This is a genomic window from Flavivirga eckloniae (assembly GCF_002886045.1).
Taxonomy (GTDB): domain Bacteria; phylum Bacteroidota; class Bacteroidia; order Flavobacteriales; family Flavobacteriaceae; genus Flavivirga; species Flavivirga eckloniae.
Map to the genome: position 1 here is coordinate 523,185 of NZ_CP025791.1, position 15,703 is coordinate 538,887.

A 15,703-nucleotide genomic window follows, 5' to 3' on the forward strand; every position below is an offset into this window, starting at 1 on the left:
GATGGTGTCTAAAGATATTATTTTATTTGGGTTAATAAAAGCGCTACTGCTTTTTTGAGTTGCGTGTCTACTTTTTTAGATTTATCATCTGGATTATTAAATACCACTACATCGGGCACAGCTGGCCCAAATTCCATGTTAGATTGAGATTCTTTTACATACCATCCTCTAAAAGGCATTCTAACCCTAGAACCATCTATAAGTGATGTACTTCCTGTAGAAATAACAGCTCCAAAGGTAGGCACACCAACTAGGGTACCAATGTTTAACGCCTTGTAAGCGTGTGAAAATATTTCGGCATTGGAATAACTGGATTGATTACACAAGGCTATGGACGGTTTTGTCCATGATGCTAATGGTAACCGTTCACTAAACGGATAATGCTCCTTAAAGTTTTTATGTTCCTTTTCTAAATCTTTAGCAGCTCCTCTTGGTATCGTATAGGCATGTTGTTTTACATTGAGTACCGCCATTAAATAATCGGTTGTCCATCCCCCACCATTAAAACGCACATCAATTACAACACCTTCTTTACCTAAACCAGCTGCTGTAAGTTCGCGCTCGAAACGTTCAAAACTTGTCCAGTTCATCCCTTGTATATGGATGTAGCCTAACTTCCCATTAGAATACTTATCGGTTAATTGTTTCCGTTCTTTCACCCAAGCATTATAGTTTTCTGTTCGGTTGCTACTTTTTGGTCTAATAACTATTTCTTTAACAGCTCCTTTTCTGTTTACTTTTAAGTAAATTTTTTCGTTCGAAGTACCTTCTAACAACTTATAAATGTTCAGGTTTTTAGTAAGTTTTGTGCCATTAACTTCAGTTATAGCATCTCCTGAGAGAATTCTACTTGTACTTCTATCTCCTGGCATATTGCCTACAACAGACCTTACTTGAAGGCTTCCGTCTTTGTTTGGAACCAATTCCAACCCTAATAATCCCGTATTTTCCTTTTGTAAATCTTCTCTTTGCTCTCCACTTCTAAAGCCCATATGGCTTGCATTTACCTGCCCTAACATCCAATTAAACATATTTTGAAAATCGGTACGTGTAGATGCTTTTATAGCTAAAGGCTTATATATTTTTTTAAGCCCTTCCCAACTTTGTCCATGGAACTTAGGATCGTAGAAACCATCGTTAATGGCTTTCCATGCTTCTTCGAATATTTGATTGGATTCTATATTGTAATCGATACTTAACTTAGCTGTTATTGAAAGGTTTTCAGATTTATCGTTCGATAGGTTTATACTGGTAAGTTTTCCAAAACTTTTCGTCATAAATAGTTTAGTATACTTTTTATTTACTATTATGCTAGAAGGTCTGCTATTTTTTGTTGTTATAGCTTTTTTGTCTTTTCCTTCCCACGAAATTTTGAACAAATCGGAATCAACTTTAGCATTGCCTCGATTGCTCCTCCCCGTAGTATAATAGATGGTTTTTCCGTCTTTAGAAAACGCTCTACCAAACTCACCTCCTACAAATGAAGTCACCTGTACTTGACGCTCATGAATATCTTGAAAATCGATAACCACATCTTTTACCTCTTTTTTATCCTTATCCTTTTTATCGGTTTCTTTTTTGTCTTTTTTCTTTGAGGCATCTTCGTCATCGGAGTCTTCCTCCCAATCTCGGGTTGTTTTTTCCCAATCCTTCTTATTCAACCATGTAAACCAAACGTCGTAATCGCCATTGTTTCTATTAGATGAAAACATTAGTTTTTTTCCATCAGGGCTCCAAATTGGTCCACCGTCTTGTTTAGGGTGCATAGAAATGTTTACAGGTTCTCTACTATTATCTGCTTTATGAATATATATTTCTGCATTAAAATTTAGATCCTGCAAACCATATGCTAGCCATTTTGAATCTGGAGACCAAGACACGTTTCTGGCTGTACTCCAACCATCCAATAGTATGTTCTCGTTTGATAGTTTTCCTTTACTGTCGATATTAGCCACTACGAGCTTCCCTCTACCTCTATTGAAAGCAAGCGATTTTCCGTTAGGTGATAGTACGGGATTAGACTCTTCAGCATTTGTTTTGGTCAACCTGACTACTTTATGCTTTAATGTTTTAAATAAATTGGCCTCTTTATCATCATCAGATTTCACCAAATATAAATCGTTTTGTCCGTCTCTATCTGATACGAAAACCAACGTACTGTCATTTAACCAAACTGGCATTCTATCTCTGTAAGACGACCTGGAAACATTAACGGTTCTCGATTTTTCCTTTTTGTTTTCTCTAATAAAAATTTCTCCTCGAATTACTAAAGCTGTATAATTACCATTTGGAGACAATGCTATGCTTCTAATACCATTACTGTAAGTTTTATGCTCAACGGGGTCTAACCTGTAATCTGAAGCTAAGTTTATTTTAACCTCTTGTTGTTTTTTTGAAGTCGCATTTACCAATATCACTTTATCTCCTTTAGCCACTACAAGGTCTTTTCCATTTCTGCTTATATGAAACGAAAATATCCCCATATCCTTAAAAGATGTTATTGAAGTTATTTCACCTTGCTTTTCTCCGGCACTATTAATCTCTAGTTTATGTACATTGTATCTTCCGCTTCTGGCAGATTGAAAATAAATAGTGGTGTCGTTACTCCATTGTGGAAAAAAATCCTGACCTTCAAATGTAGTCAATTGTGTATAGGTGTCTTTTTCTATATTATATAACCAAATATCATTATTTGCTGAGCCTTTGTAAGCTTCTCGCTGTATTCTACAGCTCCCTTTTACAAAAGCTATAAACTTACCATTTGGCGATACTGTTGCTTGACGACCAACTGCATTCATATACCTGTAAGGCGTCCCTCCTTTATCGCTAACAATATGTATTTCGTTTTCCCGTTCTACCTGCGCAAAATTTCTTCGTGTTGAAAAAAGAATATCACCATTTTTAGTATAATCTGTAATATCATCATTTGTAGAATGGTAAGTTATTCGCTTCGGAACACCTCCGGTAGATGCTATAACGTATATATCGTTATTTCCATACCTGTTACTTTTAAATGCTATAGATTTACCGTCGAAACTCCAAACCGGATTGGTATCGTAAGCTTCATGGATGGTTAAGCGCCTTACGTTTTGTCCGTTTACATCCGAAGTCCAGATGTCTCCCTGATAATTAAAGGCTAGTGATTGTCCGTTAGGACTTATTGCCGGAGCATTGATTAAGGGGTTTTGAGAAATGGCTGTGTTAACAAAAAGAATACTAAGTATTAATGCTGATCTTAAAAATAATCTCATTTTTAGTTAGATTGGTTAAATACACACCAAAACTAACAGATTTATAATTTAAAGACATATAATTAGGTATTCTTTAACAATTATAAATATACCTTGATTATTCTTTAACAGAATTCAAAGCGTAAATAGCAAAACTACCCAACCAGTGTCCCCCTTCATAACCATCGTCAATGATACTTGACAATGAATAATTTATGTGCCTATTTGCTATATATTTGAGATGTTCATATTTTGGCAACCCTTCTGCTATCTTATTTAAACTCCAGGCTCGCGAAAAATTAACACCATCTAAATGTACCAACTTCCCGTCATTTCTATCAGACACCTTTCCTGTTTCTAATTCGAAGTTCTTTTTTCTTAACTGCGGGAAAAACAGATTTACCCATACTTTAAATTCTGCTGTGCTTAACACCCGCTTCATCAAAGCAGCTTCCTCTAAACACGGCGATAAAAAATCGTAACCACTAGGTTCCCAAGTTATCGGGCAATCAGTATCTTTTAAATAAAAGTCTTTGGCTCGCTGTTCTATTAATTTTTTTAATTCAACATGGTTTACTGTATTGGCATAATCCCATGCAAAACTTAACCCGAAAGCAGTATTTGGATGTTCGCCAACACGAATTGGATAATTTAACCTAGGAAGAAATTCTATATATCGTTCAATAATTAAGCTGGTTAAAGGTTCTAGGTTAGCCTCTAGTTCTCTTCCAGTTGGACCATCCCACGTATGTATCTCCTCTGCCAATTTTAACAACCATGCCCAGCCATAAGTACGTTCGTACGATTTATTATGCTTTCCCATAAAATAGGCTACTTCTGCTTCTATATTTTCTTTTGATATGTTTTGAAGTAATCGCTGCTTTATCTCCTCTGCTTTTTCCATTTCTGGAAACGATTTTATTAAACTTATCAAACTCCAGTGTCCATGTACAGCAGAATGCCAATCGAAACAACCATAGAAAGCCGGATGTAGTACATTGGGCGATTTTAAATCTTCGTCACCTCCCAAGGTTTGCGATAATTTATTTGGATACTCTATATTTATACAATGCAACGGTAGTTCTGCTAGCGTATTGGCACTTTTTAAATCAAGTTTTGGAATGTTATAATTAAACTCGTCATTAGATGCTGAAGCAATGGTAAAAACTGATTCTTCATTTTGCTTCTCCTTTTCTGAAGTATTACAACTAAATACTAAAGCTATTACGGGTAGTAGTATGTATTTTTGCATGCCATAAATTTAAGAATTGAACTCTTAAATACATCGACAAACAACACATTTTTTAGTTTAACAGATTATTTTTAAGAAGTTTAAGGTATAACCTCTTAAAACTAATAATTTTTGAAGAATTCTTCTTTATTAAGCTTTTATATTTAATAACAAAATGAATTCGAGTAAGATTAATTATACAAAAAAATAAAGCTTAGAATAGAAACTGCCTTGCAGGATTTGTATTTAGTAGAAAGCCCCTTCTCATATATACTACCTTTATTTAAAGCAGTTTCTATTCTAAACTCTAATTTATGACCTTTTTTGAATCAGGGTAAAATCAATAATTTGATATTAGTTCATAATCATTTAAGAATATGCCCCAACCCTCGATATAGGTTTTGCTCCAAAATATCGTACTTGTTATCGCTTAAAAAGAGTGCTTTTATTTCTTTAAACAAAGTGTCTTTGTCGTCATTGGTATATCCATGGTCTTTAATTGACGACTGTATTTTTTGAATACTTTGATAATCGTTATCGTTTTTAAACTCACTATGGATCTTCTCAAAATTACTTGTTTGGATTTTCGACTTAATAAAATCTATTTCCATTTTCGTTTCTGAAAAATTGGCATTGGCACAATAGATTAATATGTAAATTTCGAGTTCTTCTTTGGTCCATTTGGTCTTAATTTCTTCCATTAATCTTCTTTTAGTAAGTTTTTGATTTGCACTACGGCTTCACCTTTTTTGGATTGTCTGTATGATACATTTTCTAAACTCCCATAAGTTGCCGTAAAGGAAAGAATTTGATAACAATCAACCTTTTGCCCATCAGATTCAGCCGGAATCCACCCCAGAGGCATATTACTTACAATTTCTAAAATTTGATTTGCCAGTTCTCTTAAATCGCCTTTACCTTTTGTTACTATTTGAAAATCTCCTGCTTCACCTTTACAATTAACCTTAAAACCTATTGAGGTTCGGAAAATATAGTTTCGCGCTATTTCATCTGTAAGCGCGTTTACCGAAAAGTATTTTTTAAGCTCTTCAATCCCTCCTTTGTACTCTGGATTTATATCGGGATTTTTTAGTTTACCTACGGCCATTTTCAATAAGAAGTCATCTACAGAAAATATATTTTCGGTATCACAATCTACTATCTTCTTTATTGATTCGCTCTTATAGGCTGCTGAAGTAATTCCTGTTTTAGTATTTATATCTTCAAAGTCACACTTGTTAAAATGATATGAAATGGGCTGCCTCACCTCATGCCTTATATTATAAATATCTAGAAGCCCTTTATTAAGTACTGCAGGTTTCAGTTTAAATGCGCAACAACTACTATTTTCTGTATTAACTAATTTTTCCCCATTTGTGCCTCTAAGCTCATTTAGAAAATGACATTCCTTTTCTATACTCCCTACTTTAATCGATTTCTTCTGAGAAATGTTATACCTTTTACTTATTGAAAATTCATTTAATTGAATAACATTATGCCCTAAGAAGTTTTGAGAATATGATGTTATATATACCCCAAACGTTAAACTTAAAATTAGAATTGTTTTTTTCATGAAATACCTTTTGGTTTATCTGGGCTATTTTTCAAGTGAACACTAAAGATCATACGTTACGATTTATTCTTTATGCAGTATTTTGGAAAGTCTAGGGCAGAAGTTTTTGCTGTTATTTACTTTTTAATTCCAAGTGCCTGTTCGTAAGTTAATACAATTAAAAACAAAAATGGGTGGTGAAATTACAGAAAGAAGTTCGCTTATTTTTTTAATATTTAAACATACACTACAGGTTTTAAAATTATAAGATTCTCCTATTTCTTTTTCATAAAAAAACCGGTTGTATATGATCTTATTTCAGGACAGCAAACCTATTCCCCCTATAAACGATAGAGAGAATAGGCTAAAATGTCAGTGGTTTGTTAGTACAGGGGCTTCTTTATTTTGATTAATAGACACATTTCTTAGATTTTTTATTTCCAGTTCATGAAGTTCCTTTTCCAACTTCTCCCTGATATCTTTATAATTTGGATCGTAAGCTAAATTGGTTATTTCCTCCGGATCGTTTTCAAGATCGTAAAGCTCATATTGATTATAATAAGCGCCTAGTGCATCGAAGTAAATATCGAACTTCCATTTTTCTGTTCTAATGCAACGAATACGATTAGCTGCTTTTACTGTAGACCAGGTAACACTAGATCCTGCTTTTGTATCATCGTAAGTAAACAAAATACTTTTTTGAACCGGCGTTCCATCTTCCAACACTGGCAACAGGCTTTTACCTGCAAGACCAGTAGGTGGATTTTGAACATTCGCCATTTCTATAAATGTTGGAAATATATCTGCCAAAGTAGCTAAGGCCATCGAGCCCTGTACCTTGTGATTATTAAACAATATAGGGTTAGAGATTACCAAAGGCACTCGTATGGCCTCTTCGTAAGCCACATAGGTTTTTTGTCGCAAACCGCCATGCGCCAGTCCCATTTCCCCATGATCGGAAGTAAAGGTTACTATGGCCGAATCTGCTAATCTTTTACCTGAAGCATCTTCTGCGTATAGCTCATTAATAAAAGTTCCTATTTCCTTATCGACATGTTTTAACAAATAACCATAAAAATTGATATAATCCAGTTTCTTTTCATCAGTAGGTAAAGCACCTAACCCTGCACCCATAGCTAATAAAATCTGCTCTTGTGCCATGGGTTTTTTGTTCCTTAATAACTCCTCATTAACTGTTTTTGGAAGTCCGATATCTCTACCAGACCAACTATCTGAATGGTATCCTGAGGTTCCTGCTGTGTTTGGATAAGCCAATACATCATGCGGATTAACTAAAGAAAGTACAAGACAGTAAGGTTGATGTATGCCCTTTGCTCTTTGCTCTCTTACTTCTTTTAGAAACTTTACAGCCTGTGCTGTATATTTTGCATCATGATTGGTATAGCCGCCACCAAAGTTCAATGGGTTTACATCTTCTCCAGCATCTGGTGCTTCCCAACCCATAGCCGAGAAAAGTGCTACATCTTCGGAGTTAAGCTGATCGTAATTTGTCGTAGCGCCATTAGCCGACACCCCTTTGCTCAAGTGCCATTTTCCTCTATACTGTACATTATAACCATCTGCCCATAGGGTATTCATTATTGTTGGTATAGATGCATCGAGAGTTACCTCAGACGGCGATAAAGGTCCTCCTTCGGTTAAAGTTTGCGTAACGCCATGTTTAGCAGGATAAACGCCGGTAAATAATGTAGCCCTACTGGGTGAACACATACAGGTATTACAGAAAGCTCTATCGAAACTAAACCCATTCTTTTTAAGGAAAGTAAGTGTTGGAAGGTTTTTTTCTTCCCATCCCGTTGGAAAATGCTGGGTTGCGCGTTGCTCATCTGTAATGATTAAAATCATATCTGGCTTTTCACCTATTTGAGATAGTTTTTGTTTGATTGTGTTCATTTTACTGTTCTATTTTAGTTTTGAATGATGATGTCGTTTTATTATTAGTAATTGGTGCCTTTTGTAACATAGGCGTTTAAGATGTTATTTCTATCGGCTGTGTTGGTAGATGTGGTTGTTCCTTATATATAACTAAGGATTCTTTTGGGTTCCGTTTTACATTTGCAAATGATTCTCCTAGTCGTGTCCCATATGCGTTCCCAATCTGCTGACATATCATAACTATCTTCTTTGGATACAGTAATGCCTTCAAAGTGGGTAATGATGGAATTTTTAGAATCGTTGTTATATAATGAATGCTTTGAATCTTGTATTCAAAAATCAACATGTAATCCTTTATTTACAAATAAAGTTTTTAACAACCTGAAAACTGAGTGGTTTTGTGTTATTGTTTTATTGGAAACACTAACGAGATATAAAGTACAAATTACTAAAACTAAAACCTGTGAAGCCTACATTCTGTATATGTTACTAGCACACCTTAAAAAATGATCTAAAATAGTTGAAGTCGTTTTTTTAGACAAAAACCAAATCTATAAATTGTTAAGAAGTTAATAATCAGGCCTATTAAATCTACATCCGTGTAATAAGCATAGATAAAGTTGGTTTACAAATTTGTAAACTTGAGTTTTCCTTACTGTGCTTAAGAAACATTAGTAATTGATTTCTCGAATTATCAAAAGATAGATGAATAGCACTATTTAAATCGTTGAAAGCCTCAAAAATTAGAGGGCACCTTTAGTGCCCCCATTTCTATCTATTTATAATTGTTTTAAGACAGCTTATCCTTAGTTATTTAATGAAAAGGCAAAACTTCTGTAGCAGCTTTATTAGCTACTAAAATTTCATTTAAATCAATTACAGTTGTAGCTATTCCCGTATCTGCATTATATGTAATAGCATCCAAATTGGCAGCTATTGCATTAATAAATGCGGGGATAATCGGAGTGGTACCAAAATCACCTACTGAAACATTAGCGTTTTGTAAAATTTCATTTTCATTAATCACCAGTTTTACCCCCATATCAACAAATCTAAGGCCTTCAGCTATAAATACCTCTTGCCTTGTTCTGTATAAAAGTTCTAATGCGGCGTCACCAAGTGTCATTGCAGCTACATCGGCATTGGTTAATGATGTTCCAGAAACCGCAGGTATATTTACGTTTCCAGCTTGTCTGTCTAAAACTAACCCCGATCTGCCATTTACGATAACCGTTGCTTTATCTGGTCGTGAACCTTCATCAAAATGCGTTCTTCCTTCTGATCTATCATCTATACTTCTAACTTCACGGGTTCCTATCAAGGTTAACAAATCGGTTAAATTGGTTTGTGCCCTGGTAAGATTATTGTCTGCTAAATTTGCCTCGGCTAAAATTAAGTATGCCTCTTCAGCTTTTAAATAGTGAACTGGAGCATCTTCTTCATTAGATACGAATGAATATTTAGGATCTAAAAAATCTAAAGTTGGTAATGGCTGAAAATCATCAAAAGTCTTTCTTTCAAATAAAGCATCTTCTAAGGTATTATCTGGGTTTTCTTTTTCATCAAAATTAGCAAATCTCGTAAATGTCGTACTGATGGCCAGTGCTGCCGATGCTGCCGTTACAGCTTCTGTCTTGTTTCCTAAATAGTAATGTGCCCGTGCTATTGCTAAATAATACTCTGGTTTTGCCGATATTGCTACCGCAGCATTAAATGATGTTATAGCACTGGTATAATTTTCTGCAGAAGTAACTGGAGTTCCAAGGGTTTCCTGAGGTAAAGCAGAAAAGTACATTCCGGCAAATAATCTCGACATGCCTAAATAAAAATTATATTCAGCTTCTAATTCGGAAGTGTAACTTGGGTCGTTGGGACCAACTTGCTCTAATCCAAATTTTGCCATTTTTGCGACACGTGCAATTTCATTTTGTGTATCGCGAATATCTGGATCGGTTATTCGAATATCCAAACCATCTAAAAACTGAGTAAAAAACGTTTGGTCGTTTTTGTAATTATCAGAACCGGCTTCTGCTAAAATTAATATTTCATTAAAGGTTCTGGCTATTTCGCGTTCTATACCTGTTGCCCATATTGTTGAAGAATTTGGTTGTCCTACAATCGACGATTCAGGTAAGTTGGGGTTTTCTACATCTGTAAAATCAACAACACTATTAAAATCTTTAGTACAACTGGCAATAAAGATTAGTGAAAACGTTAAATATATTATTTTTTTCATATCCTTTTTTTTAAAATTGAAATTTAAGAGAACTTATAAAAGTTCTTGGAGGAGACTCTGTTCCAAAGGCAAACCCTCCACTACTAAATCCATTTTGGTTTCCAATACCAGAGCCTGTAGTTTCAGGGTCAAACGATCCTGCGACCCAGTTAAATGGATTTGTTACAGTAATACCAAAACTAACATTGGTAAATATTTTTAATTTATCGCCAAAATTATAAGAAACACCTATGTTTCTTATTTTAACAAAATCGCTGTCGAATGTAAAGTAATTTACGTAATCGAAAGGTGAGGTTGTACCCACTAAATCCTCAGGAATACCTGTGTTATCGACTTTTCTTCTATGCCTTAGTAAAAAACTTAATTCAATACTTTTACCTCCAAATTGGTAGTCGCCAGTGGTAAAGAAGTTAAAATCTTTCCATGTATAATTCAATCCGAAAGAACCAAAATTAGGGGCAAAGGTTTTTCCAAGTACTGAGTTTGGTGTAAAAGTATAAGTACCATCTCCATTAGGAGCAGCCACAGTACCTCTTAAATACCCTAAACTCTTACCTTCTTCAACCCATGAACCAACAACATTAAACCCTCCTACAATAAATGGAGCTGCTCCACCTGTACTCTTTACTAAGTTATCATTGGTGTTATAAGAAGCAGAGATGTTTAAGTTATGGTTTTCTGTTTGTAAAATATTTGTTTTTAAAGCAAATTCCCAACCTGTATTTTCGATTTCCCCTATATTTTGTACTTGGTTTAAAAGTCCAGAAGAAGGTGGTTGTGTTGGTGTAAATAAAGCATCTTCTGTAATAGCTTTGTAACGTGTGGCACTAATATTAAATCTATTATTTAAAAACCCTAATTCGAAACCAAATTCTGTAGTTTTTACGGTTTCTGAAATTAAGTCTTTATTCCCTGGCTGATCAAATCGAAAAGCTGGAGCTCCTAAAAAGGATTCTAACCCAAAAGTCTTATCCTGTGAAAAAGGTTCTGCAAAGTTTGTTGCTTCCCCATAGTTAGCTCGAAGTTTAATATTGGAGACTATATTGTGGAGGTTACTTCTCTTATAAAAATCATGATCTGAAATGTTATAAGTAACACCCATTTTTGGTAAAAATAGTGCCGAAGTGTTATCTCCAGCCGATGTGTTTTTATCCAAACGTCCACCAAACTCTAAGAAAGCAACATTATAAACCCCCACATTTTCAAGAAAATACAATCCATAATTTGCATTTTCTAAAATAAAGTCGCTAGCTGTAATGGTTGGGAATGTGTTTATAGATTTTGTTCCATCTACACCTCCAGAGCCAACAACTCTAGTTTGTCTATCTGTAGTTCTAAAAAATTGACCTCCAAGGATTGTTACAAAAGAAAAATCGTTTATTTCTGCTCTGTGTGTAAAGTTTAAATCTGCTGTTACTATAAAAGAATTCCTTAAAACTCTAATAAAACTAGCTTGATCGGTAGTTCCTTCGGGCTCTGAATCTATTGCTATTAATAAAGCGTTTGTGTCGTTCTCTTCTTGAACCGTAGATCTGGTATCGATACCCACGGTAGCATTGGCTTGGAAGGATTCATTAAAATCGTAGATAAATTTATTTGAAGCTGTAATACGATTTGTTACACTTGAGACATCAACCAAGCTACCAATTTTTCTGGCACGGTCTCTTTCTTCAATCCATTCTGCTTCAGACAGTTCATCTAAATTTCCTCTACCCCCACCTTCAAATGCCGAAAATCTCGAAAAACTTGTGTTAGCATTAAAATCTAAATTAGAGTCAAACCCAACATAAGAAAAAGACCCCTGATATTTAAATTTATCCGTTATCTGAGCTCCAAAACCAAAAGAGAAACTTCTTCTAATTTGTTCGTTTAAATCATTATACGAATCATCTTTGTATAAGCTTCCACCAAAATTATATGTTATTTTTTCAGAACCTCCATTAATACCTATTTTGTATTGTTGAATAATACCAGGCTCAAAAATAGCTTCACTTGTTCTCTTGTATTTCAGGTAATCTTTTGTAGCACTTATAACACCTAATCTGCTTTCAAAGAAAACCCTAGCAACACCAGTCTTTCCTTTTTTCGTGATTATTTGAATAACCCCATTTGCAGCATCAGCTCCGTATAATGTTGTTGCTGCACCTCCTTTAATGTATTCAATTCTTTCTATAGATTCCGTAGGAATATCTGCTAAAGCCGATACATCCGCGCCGCCCGTACCGATTCCTCGGTCTGGATTTGAATTTAGATTATCGACGCGAACACCATCAACAATAATGACAGGGGTTGACGATGAATTTGCCGAAATTGGCCCTCGAGTTCTAATAATGGAGGCGGTTCCGGGTTGACCAGAACTTAATCGAATTTGAGCACTTGGTGTTGTAGATTGTAAGAGTTGATCTATTTGTGTAGCGGGAAGCCTATCAATCTCTTTTTCGGAAAGCACATCAACCGTAGTTGATAGTTTTCTTCTTTGAATACCAGAACCTTGTCCTGTTACAATAACCTCTTCTAGCGCTTGTGAATCTTCCTTCATGGTAACATTTACCATATTGGAAACTCCAACGGTAACTTCTTTAGTTAGATATCCTACAAAACTAAAAACAAGGGTGGCTCCTTCATTAGCTTTAATTGAATATTTACCGTCAAAATCTGCTGCTGTACCAGAACTGGTACCTTTCACCAGAATAGTAGTTCCAGGTAACGGTAAGCCAGAATCGTCTATAACCGTACCTGAAATTGTCTTGTCTTGCGCAAATGCAAGTTGTACTGCCAACGCTAGTAATAGCGTTAGAACACTGCTAAACTTTTTTTTCATTTTATAATTATTTTGAATTAGTCACTAATAAGTTCGGGGACAAAACTTACTTTAAAAGGATAACAGGTTGTATTAAAAGGATTTAGATTTGTATTAAAAGGATAAAGTCTTGTATCGGAAGAATTTATTAAAATACATAGTGTTTTCTGATGTGTTGAAGTATTGAAATGAGAGTCTTTTAATTTAAAAACTAGTTGAGGCAAGAAATCCCCAAGTTAGCGCGGGCATCTTGCTCGTGCCGTTAAAGATTTGCTTTAAAATATTAAAATATAACTATCTCTCGATCATACCTTCACGAGCAAGATACTCGCATCAGCAAAGGAAACTCTAACTCTATTAAAAAACTTTTTTTGACATATATAAACTAAAGTATTATTTTTTTTAATTTATATACCACCCTTATTTATTTTTTGTTGTGTTAATTAATTGACATAAGCTGTTTCAAACATAAAAAATGCCTGAGTATAAAGAACGAAATTCTTGACAAAACAACTATTAATCAAGAAAATAAATAATCGAAAACAGTAACTAGGAGAGTTATTTCATTTTTTACTATTTCTGATAAGTTGTTTTCAAAAATGAGATCATTTTTACGTAAAAAAATTACACAATTCTTACAAAAAAACCATTTTTATTATATTTTTATTATATTTTTACACTTTTTTATAGTTATATGATTATTTTCGCAGTATTAAAACACCAAATAAATGAATAGAATTTATAATATACTTAGTCAATTGTTATTACTATATATAGGTCTAATATTTTTTTTAGAAAAATTTAAAATGGGTGTTCTAAAAATAAAACCATATGGATGGTATTTTTCAAATCGTACTTTACAATTTTCTAGACTCATTACAAACACTTCAGTATTACCAAGTTTATTTATAGGTGTAATTACAATATGGTTGTCGGTTTATGTATCCAAAAATGAAGGTAATATTGTACATTTACCGTATGATTTCATGCTAGAAGTAAATCAATTCAATTGGATAACATTAATAATACTTTTCATAATAGCCGTTATTGGTGGCAGATACTTTTTCAAAAAACAAACCCCTGAACAATATTCCCAGTTTAGTATAGATGGTCGTGAAGCAAAAGATGCGTTAATGTACACTTCGTATTTAATATGGAAAGAATGTGCTTTTGTAAAATCGCATAGAAACTTATATTCTAAATTAGATGCCCTTATAAATGCAAAAGGGGTCGTTAATGTTTCTAAATGGAAAGCTTCAACTATAATATACGTTAGGGCTTTTAACAAATCTGTTGATAAAAGATTAGAAAATCAAGAAATAATTAGATATGCTTTAGAGAGACTCTCTAACTCTCTTAATATTCCTATTGTTAGATTAAGCGACTATTTTTTTCAATTTAATCCACATATTTTTACTTCAGAATTCAGAAGAGTTTCCAATGCTTTAGAAGAAATATGTCTTACAAGAAAAGATACTGCATCTAACAATTGTAATATACAAGAAAAACGAGCTTCAAAAGTTAAAGATTTCTTTGATATTATTCTGATGTTAAAAGGTTTCCAAGAAAGTATTATTAAACACTCTGATTTACATAATTTTATCATTGGTATGTCTGATACTAATGGAGCCTCTAGTGCATTAAGAACTTATGCGTTAGGATTTAATACAATCCTAAATTCTAATGGAAATGATAATGATAAATTTGATAAAATAAAATTTCTCTTTCATAAAAGGAGAATGTACCCAGGATTTGACACCCATATTTCGTTGATGAATTTGGCTCGATTAGAAGATTTAAATACAGCTACTAACAACACAAAAGTAGAAGCCTCATTAAAAAAAATATATTCATTAAATTCAACCAAATTAAAAGCGACAGATGAAAACGCAGAAATATCAAAGGAATTGGGGAATATAATGTCGATCGTTGATGAGTATATTTCTCTTCAAAGGAGAAACTTATGCATTAATTTTAAAAAGTATATAAAACGAGAGTTTCTTGATAGCGAAACTCCTAATCACAGAGGGAAAATAGTGTTTTTAACTCAAGGTTTTAGTACTGTTGTAAACTCTACGATTATTTCTGTTTTAAGAGATTTTAAAAAAGAAAAAGTTTTAGAAAAAATAGACTTCAGGATTTTTCTTTTAGTTGATGATGAAGATGTAAAAAACAACTTTGAAAAAACGAGATATGTAAGATACAATTTCAAAATGAACCCGAACCTTCTAAAAGATTTAGGAGGTCAAGTTATGGTCAAGGCAGGTAATTTCGATTGGCTCAGTAAAAGATATGATAAAGAAGAAAATAGAATTCTTATGCTTTCAGGGGCTGAGTTTTTTCAAGAAGATACACGTGAAAAATTTGGTTACAGACTTATAAATAATGAGAAAAGTGAAGACGTGATAGAGGAAGAAATGAAAAAGCTTAATAATAATATTTATAGACATATTATTCTTGCAGAAGATTACAAAAAGTTCGATCGCAACATTAGTGATCAAGAAGTATATAAAGATGCACTAAGTAGAGACCATCTAGAGTATCTTAATCTTTATAAGTGGCGTGAAGACAGGGTTATTATTACTGGAACAAAAATTCACGAAAAACAAATATCAAGAGATTCCTACGCTTCCACTAGTAAAAAAACCAGTGGAAACAAGAGTAAGCCTGAGTAAATATCCCCGCTCTGCGAAGTCTGTGACTTCGTAGAAATATATTAACTTATTTATTAAGAGATTCCTGCCTACGCAGGAATTCA

Annotated in this window: 8 protein-coding genes; 1 reads left to right on the forward strand and 7 read right to left on the reverse strand. The window is 33.8% G+C overall.

Going from position 1 to position 15,703, the window contains the following annotated elements; genetic code table 11:
* Positions 1–17: 17 nt before the first annotated feature.
* The 7 genes from C1H87_RS02160 to C1H87_RS02195 all read right to left on the reverse strand — a co-directional run bounded on the left by C1H87_RS02160 (position 18) and on the right by C1H87_RS02195 (position 12,966).
* Complete coding sequence (locus C1H87_RS02160; protein WP_102754243.1) at positions 18–3,251, reverse strand: S41 family peptidase; 3,234 nt, start codon at positions 3,249–3,251, stop codon at positions 18–20.
* A gap of 97 nt (positions 3,252–3,348) precedes the next feature.
* A complete protein-coding gene (locus C1H87_RS02165; RefSeq protein WP_102754244.1) occupies positions 3,349–4,482 on the reverse strand; it encodes a DUF2891 domain-containing protein in 1,134 nt (377 codons plus the stop codon).
* Between the two features lie 344 nt (positions 4,483–4,826).
* On the reverse strand, positions 4,827–5,162 hold the full coding sequence (locus C1H87_RS02170) for a hypothetical protein (protein WP_102754245.1): 336 nt from the start codon (positions 5,160–5,162) through the stop codon (positions 4,827–4,829).
* Positions 5,162–6,034, reverse strand: a complete 873-nt coding sequence (locus tag C1H87_RS02175; protein ID WP_102754246.1) for a hypothetical protein — start codon at positions 6,032–6,034, stop codon at positions 5,162–5,164. Before C1H87_RS02175 ends, C1H87_RS02170 begins: the two co-directional genes overlap by 1 nt.
* Before the next feature lie 351 nt (positions 6,035–6,385).
* Positions 6,386–7,927, reverse strand: coding sequence for a sulfatase-like hydrolase/transferase (locus tag C1H87_RS02180; protein ID WP_102754247.1), 1,542 nt, complete (start codon positions 7,925–7,927; stop codon positions 6,386–6,388).
* A 796-nt stretch (positions 7,928–8,723) separates the two neighbouring features.
* Positions 8,724–10,145, reverse strand: coding sequence for a hypothetical protein (locus C1H87_RS02190; protein WP_102754249.1), 1,422 nt, complete (start codon positions 10,143–10,145; stop codon positions 8,724–8,726).
* 10 nt (positions 10,146–10,155) lie between these two features.
* Positions 10,156–12,966, reverse strand: a complete 2,811-nt coding sequence (locus C1H87_RS02195; RefSeq protein WP_102754250.1) for a TonB-dependent receptor plug domain-containing protein — start codon at positions 12,964–12,966, stop codon at positions 10,156–10,158.
* 707 nt (positions 12,967–13,673) lie between these two features.
* Here C1H87_RS02195 and C1H87_RS02200 point away from each other — a divergent pair.
* Positions 13,674–15,620 (forward strand): hypothetical protein, encoded by a 1,947-nt coding sequence (locus C1H87_RS02200; RefSeq protein WP_102754251.1) that lies wholly within the window; start codon positions 13,674–13,676, stop codon positions 15,618–15,620.
* Positions 15,621–15,703 lie beyond the last annotated feature (83 nt).